The sequence below is a fragment of the Stappia taiwanensis genome, from assembly GCF_014635285.1.
In the GTDB taxonomy this organism is placed as follows: domain Bacteria; phylum Pseudomonadota; class Alphaproteobacteria; order Rhizobiales; family Stappiaceae; genus Stappia; species Stappia taiwanensis.
Genome location: NZ_BMCR01000003.1, coordinates 740,044 through 746,525 on the forward strand (window position 1 = coordinate 740,044; position 6,482 = coordinate 746,525).

At 60.4% G+C, this 6,482-nt stretch carries 5 protein-coding genes; all 5 read left to right on the forward strand.

Going from position 1 to position 6,482, the window contains the following annotated elements:
• Positions 1-161: 161 nt before the first annotated feature.
• The 5 genes from IEV83_RS10760 (at position 162) to IEV83_RS10780 (ending at position 5,585) form a co-directional block, all read left to right on the forward strand.
• Positions 162-1,271, forward strand: a complete 1,110-nt coding sequence (locus tag IEV83_RS10760; protein WP_181761944.1) for a Rossmann-fold NAD(P)-binding domain-containing protein — start codon at positions 162-164, stop codon at positions 1,269-1,271.
• Positions 1,272-1,322: 51 nt separating this feature from the next.
• Positions 1,323-2,432, forward strand: a complete 1,110-nt coding sequence (locus IEV83_RS10765; RefSeq protein ID WP_181761943.1) for a fatty acid desaturase family protein — start codon at positions 1,323-1,325, stop codon at positions 2,430-2,432.
• Positions 2,433-2,554: 122 nt separating this feature from the next.
• Entirely contained in the window at positions 2,555-3,616 is a 1,062-nt protein-coding gene (locus IEV83_RS10770) for an alanine racemase (RefSeq protein WP_181761942.1), read from the forward strand.
• A gap of 41 nt (positions 3,617-3,657) precedes the next feature.
• Entirely contained in the window at positions 3,658-4,611 is a 954-nt protein-coding gene (locus IEV83_RS10775) for a succinylglutamate desuccinylase/aspartoacylase family protein (protein ID WP_181761941.1), read from the forward strand.
• The gene (locus IEV83_RS10780) at positions 4,611-5,585 is read left to right on the forward strand and encodes a DMT family transporter (protein WP_181761940.1); all 975 of its coding nucleotides are present in this window, start codon (positions 4,611-4,613) and stop codon (positions 5,583-5,585) included. Before IEV83_RS10775 ends, IEV83_RS10780 begins: the two co-directional genes overlap by 1 nt.
• The last annotated feature ends 897 nt before the right edge of the window (positions 5,586-6,482 follow it).

Below are 6,482 nucleotides of genomic sequence, written 5' to 3' on the forward strand. Positions count from 1 at the left end.
TATAAAAAAATTTCGCGTATTTAGTGAAATGTGGCGTGTGCATTGAAGCGTGACACGTTTGGCCCCGCTCTGGATATGTAACGAAAAGAATATTTTATTATTTAAATAAAAAGCATGGATGCCGCAGGGGGATTGAAAAGCTTTCATTTAAGGGGGGAGATTTGAAGGTAATTTATATTCGCGGCGAGTCCAATCCCAACGAGAGGCGGACTCCGATCACACCGCAAGACGCCGAACGACTGATCGAAATGGGTGCCCAAGTAAAGGTGTCCACTTCGCAGGGGCGATGCTTTTCTGATGACGCCTTTCGGGAGGTGGGATGCGTCGTTGAGGCGGCGGAAAGCTGGCGCGAACCCGGGATAGGGGCCGGCGAAGAGAAGCCGGCCGATACGCTTACGATCGGCATCAAGGTCCCGGCGTTGGATGGGAAACCAATGCGCGGCGCGCATCTATTCTTTGCCCATCAGTACACGCGCAACCGTATCCTTCTGGAAAAACCGACCGCGACCCATATGCTAAACGCGCTGCGAAAGGGCGGCGGCGTGCATTATGACATGGAGTTCTTGGCCGATGAGAACGGGGCCCGGATCACCGCTTTTAGCACTATCGCTGGGTTTGTGGGCACCGCAATTGCGATCGTGCGCACTTGCGAAAAGGTGCGCGGGGATGCAGGCCCAGGCACACTTTATGCCATTCCCACCTCCACCGCGGTGCTGCGCGAGAGCGCGGAGCGCGAGATTGCCCATACCCGGCCATTGAAGATCGCCGTTATCAGCCCCTCGGGGGCCTGCGGGAAAGGAGCGTGTGCGCTGCTTTCCGCGCTTGGTCTTGAGTGGACCGCTATCGGACACCGCGATTTGGGCATTCGCGTCAGTGACGACGACCTCTTTGACTTCGATCTGTTGATTAATTGCATGGCGGTGGACGAGGCGACGCCGGCGATCCTCTCTCCACCGACGGATGCGCGCCCGGTCCGCCTCGCGGTCGTGGCAGATATTGGTTGCGAGACCAATGACAATAATCCGATCCGCTTGCGCGATGGCCTCTCGAGTCTCGATGCGCCGTTCCTTCTCAAGGATATGGGTGGGGGGCGTGTTTGCGACATACTGGCCGTTGATCACTTGCCAGCGCTGACCCCACGCGAAAGCAGCGAAGAAGTAAGTCGTCAGCTCTTTCCACTTCTTTCGAATTACATATCTGGGAGTGATCTTGATATTCCATGGGTAAGGGCCAGGGAATTGTTCGAAAGATCAATTTGCTTACTAAAGTAATGCTTGAGTAAATATTTATATATAACCGCGATATCACCGGAGGGAATTAACATGACCGCTGCGTTCGCGTGCTTCATTATTGCGTCATTTCTTCTTTTCCTGGATGCGCTTTACCATCGGGTGGACCTCTCGAAGGTGACGGCTCCGCCAGCCGGCACGGATATCGTGCGCCACTATCGCAAGCAGTTCCGGGGAATGAGCTACAAGCCGCTCGATGCCTTTCTCGGCCCGCTCGCCTATGTGTGGACCTACCTTTTCATCATCTCCGCCGTGCTGGCATTTCACTACACCGACTACATCGCGGTGAAGATCGCGGCGGTGCTGTTTGTCACCGGACGTTTCCGCAGTCTGCAGGAGATCGGCCACCACGCCGCACACGGCTCTCTCGGGCCAAGTCGGCGCTTCAACGAGATACTGACCAACCTGCTCTACCAGTTCCCGGCTTTCATGCCGGAAATCCGCCGCCGGCATCAGGTTCATGTCGTCGAGCACCACCATGCGGTCAATATGGACGGCGATCCAGACCGGGTGGAGATGGAGGATAAAGGCTTCGTGCCGGGCCTGACGCGCACTCAGTTCTGGCTGGGCGTGTTCCGCCCGCTAACGCCGATGGGCCTGATCGAGCGCCTGCGGGAATGCTGGGGCTACCTGAAGGCCGACATGTGGAACCTCAATCTGGTACTGCGGCTTGCCTCGGTGGCGACCGTCGTCGCCCTGTTCCTCACTTTCGGCTTCTACTGGGAGCTTCTGTTCCTCTACGTGGTACCGGTGCTGTTCACCTATCCTCTGGCCTACTGGATCGCCCATATCGCGCTGCATCGCTGGTATGCGACCTGCGAGGAGGAGATCCCTTATCACGAGCGGGAGCTGAAACTCGGCCGGCCGACGGATTTTCCCGGCCTGCTCGGCGCGCTCGTCAAACACAACGTCTTTCCCTATGGCGATTCCTATCATCTGGCACACTCACTCTTTCCCTCCGCGCGCTGGAACTACCTGCCGGCCATCGACGCGCTGATGAAGCGGGACTGCCCCGAATATGCTAATCACGGCAGCCGCGGGCTGTTCTTTGGCAGTGGCGGCAAGCCCTCGGCGCTGGATGAGCTGCGGGAAAGGATGGTGGGCGGTGGTGATCTCCGCCTCGCTCCGGCGCGAGCGACCTGATTTCTGGCGTGCCGAGCCCGGGGTGTCGCCACAGCACTTCGGGCTCGGTTCTTTGCGCCAGTTCTTTTTCACAAGCCCCTTTTTAACCCTCCTTTCTGCTCTCAAAGAGCCAAGGTGCCCACATGGCCACTTTTCTTGTCAACGTGTCGAAAATTGAGCGAAATCTCGACGTGATCCGCGCTCAAGCGCGCGCCCGCGGCATCGATTTCGTGTCGGTCGTCAAGTCATTCCACGATTCCGCGCAGTTGATGCGCCTGTTCGACCGGCGCCGTCCTTCTTATCTGGGTATGTCCAAGCTCGCGCTTGCTGAGAAATTCCAGGCCGAAGTGGTGAGCCCGATCATGATGACCAGCATTCCCCGCCCCGCCGATGCCGCGCGCGTGGTGCGGGTCGCCGATGTTAGCCTCAACAGCAATCTGGAGACCATCGCCGCGCTCGACCGAGCGGCGGGGGAGGCAGGCACGCGCCATGAGGCGATCGTGATGATCGACGTGGGAGACCTGCGCGAGGGAATCCTGCCGCATGAGACGACCGGCTTCGTGCGTGCCATCACCGAGCGCGGCTTCAAGAATTTCTCGATCCGCGGCATCGGCACGAACTACGCCTGCGCCAACGGGGTGGAGCCCTCCACCCGCAATCTGGAGATGATCTATTCGCTGGCCCGCGAGATCGGCGACAGTTATGTCGAGCGCCCCTGCGTCTCGCTTGGCGGCTCCTCGATACTCAACTGGTTGGACAGCGAATATCTGCGCGACTGGCCGACTCAGATCCGCATCGGCCAGAGCATTCTTCTGGGTACGATGCCGGTGGTGGACACGGCTGCGCCGGGCCTTTTCACGGACACCCTGGTCTTCCGGTCGACCATCCTGGAGCAGGCGTTGAAGCCCTCGGCGCCGAGCGAGCCGGTGGGGGCCGATGCGATGGGTGCTGTCAACCGGCGGTGCGACCGCGGTTTCCGCCGCCGCGCGATCCTCGATTTCGGAGTTTCCGACACTGACCCCAAGGCCCTCTTGCCCTGCGATCCGGGCATCTCGATCGTCACCGCCAATTCCGATTACACCATCGTCGACGTGACGAATTCGAACCAACCCTACGACGTGGGCGACACGGTCGACTTCATTCCCAAGTACCGGGCGATGCTGCAGGGGTTCATCTCGCCCTACTTGGAAAAGAAATATCAATAGAAACAAGAATTGATCATCCAGCCGGGATAGGAGCCACCGCATTGGCCGATCAGAACCAACCGACGTTCGATATGAGGCGCATCGCGGACCGCCCAGTGTCCGGGACGCCCGCACGTCGGGACTACCTTTCCCCCGAGCTGGACGGGCAGTGTCTTCCCGTGGCCGTACTGGAGGGCGGCGCGCCCGGACCAACCGTCTGCGTCTCGGCCGGGTTGCACGGGTCGGAATATTGCGCGCTGGAAACAGCGCAGCGGCTTCTGCGGCTCGATCCGGCTTCGTTGCGCGGCCGGTTAATAGTGCTGCCGCTGGTCAACCTAGCTGCCTTCGCCGGGCGCGCGACCTACGTCAATCCGCAGGACGGGCTCAACCCCAACCGCGTCTTTCCCGGCAGCGCCGGAGGCTCGTCCAGCCACAGGATCGCCGACTGGCTGACGCGCGACGTGTATCGGCACGCGGACTGCATACTGGACCTTCACTCTGGCGATGTCAGCGAATATGTCAGCCCCTTCTCGATCTTCCTGCACGACGATCCCCGCTCGCGCGAACTGGCTCGGGCAGCAGGTCTCGATTTCGCCATCGGCCTCGCCCCCGGCGGGATGAGTATCGATGGGGCCGCCGCCTTCGGCGTGCCCGGCGTCATCCTGGAGGCCGGAGGCGCTCTCGTGCGTGAGGACAACGTGGTCGACATCCTCTACGGCGCAGTGCTGAGGGCGCTCGCCGCTGCCGGCGTCATCGATGATGTGGGCGGAGAACCTAGCCCAGCCCGCGTCATTCGTACCCCTATCACAAGTCTCGCCCCTCATCATGGCATCTGGTATCCGGACAACGAAGTTGGCGCGTTTCTGGAAACAGACGCGGTGGTGGGGCGAATTCGCGATTATTTCGGCCATGAGACGGCCGTCATCCGCACTCCCAAGCGCGGCTTTCTGCTCTATCAACTCGTCGGCATGCCCGTGAATGAGGGAGAAGTCCTTTGCTGGATCGGCGAGACCTGATGAGTGCCGCAGGGGAAGGTGGCCGGAAGGGGCAGCATCCGGTGCGAAGGCAGCATCAAAGCCGGCATCAGGGGGCGGGCGAGGGGCTCGCGGAAAGCGTGACGGCGACGGCGCTGCTCACCTTTGCCATGGCACTTTCCGGCACGGTCGGCGTACTCGTGGTCGCCTCGGGGCTATCCTCGATCTCGGCAGTGTTCTTCCGCTGCCTTTTCGGCGCGCTGGCGCTGTCTGCCTGGTGTATTCTGCGCGGCCGCTTCCGGCCGTCATCCATTCACCGGAGCAACATCTCCATCGTGGCGGTGAGCGGGCTGTTTCTGATCTTTAACTGGGTGGCGCTATTCCAGTCGGTGCATTTCATTCAAGTTGGTCTATCCTTTGTCATCTACCACCTGCAGCCGTTCTGGATCGTTCTGATCGGCGCGGCGCTTCTTGATGAGGCGCTGTCGCGGGTAAAACTGGTGTGGATCGCGTTTGCCTTCGCTGGGCTGGTCCTTGTCATCGGCCCGCGCATCAACACTGTCTCGGCTGACTGGACACTGGCGGCCGGCATCGCCCTGGCGCTCATCGCCTCCATCCTCTATGCAGGTTCCACCCTCACCGCCCGGCGCATCACCGATGTGGACCCATCCTTCCTGGCGATCGTCCATTGCATCATCGGCATGGTCGTGTTCTCGCCGGTGCTCGTTGGTTTCCTGTGGGCCGAGGTCTCGCCGGTCGGCTGGGCCTGCCTAATCAGTCTCGGCATCGTGCAGACGGGCGTCGTCTACACGATGCTTTATGCGACCTACCCGAAGGTGCCCACTGCCACCATCGCAGTGTGCGCGTTCCTTAACCCGATCACCGCGCTTGTCTCCGATTACCTTGTCTATGGCCACGCCATCACGCCGGTTCAGGGCGCTGGTGTCGCAATCATCATGATCGCCGAACTGGGCGTCACTCTCGGCTGGTGCGGACGCACCAGCACAAGCAGCTAGGATCTGAAGCCATAATTGGATTTGCGAATGAACGCTTCTGTGCTTCACTTGCGGCATCGAAGATGAACCATGGAGCGTTTCGATCTTAGGGATGTCGAATGGGACCTGATCCAGCCCCTGCTCCCTACGCCACCATCTACAACTGCTTCAGCAGCAGGGCCAAGGCGGGCGTATGGCTACGGATCTTCGAGGAGCTTGCCGAGCAATCCTCGGTTCCATCCAGTTCTCCGACGGTTCGATGATCCGTGCCCACCAGCACCCTGTCAGCGGTGAAAAGGGGATGAAGCTCACGCCATAGGTCGGTCTCGTGGCGGATCGAGTAACACTATCAACGCGACGGTGCATGTCCGTGGCCAGCCGATGGCGATCAACCTGTCGCTGAGGCAGGCGTCGGACAAGGTTGTGGTCGCTGTCCTGCTGCTGGCGCCATCCGGCGCCCGGAGACGTTGTCGCGGACCGCAGTTACGATGCCCGTGCCGTGCTCGACCTGATCGCCGCGCATGGCGGGCACGGCCACATTCCGATACAGTGCGACCAGTAAGTTCAGCGGTTGGTGGACGCCGCACTCTCCCGCAAGCGCAACCTCGTCGAACGGTTCTTCAAAAAGCTCAAACACTTCAGAAAAGTCGCTATACGGTAGGAGAAGGCTGGGTGAAACTCTCTCGCCGCCGTCCTCATCGCAGCTTCAAGGCTCAGGTTGCAGTATTATGAGGGCGCGTTCTTCTTCGGATCGCGAGCAGCAGTACGCAGGAACTCGCCGGCTTCCCGTGGATCGAGCTGCGCCTGCCTACCCCGCTCCCCTAGGCTCTGTTGACAAGGTGGATTCCCAAATCAGCTGTGACCTGCTCCCCTGAATGTACCCGTTCATAGGCTAGCGCCGTTCACGTTGTGGTCCAT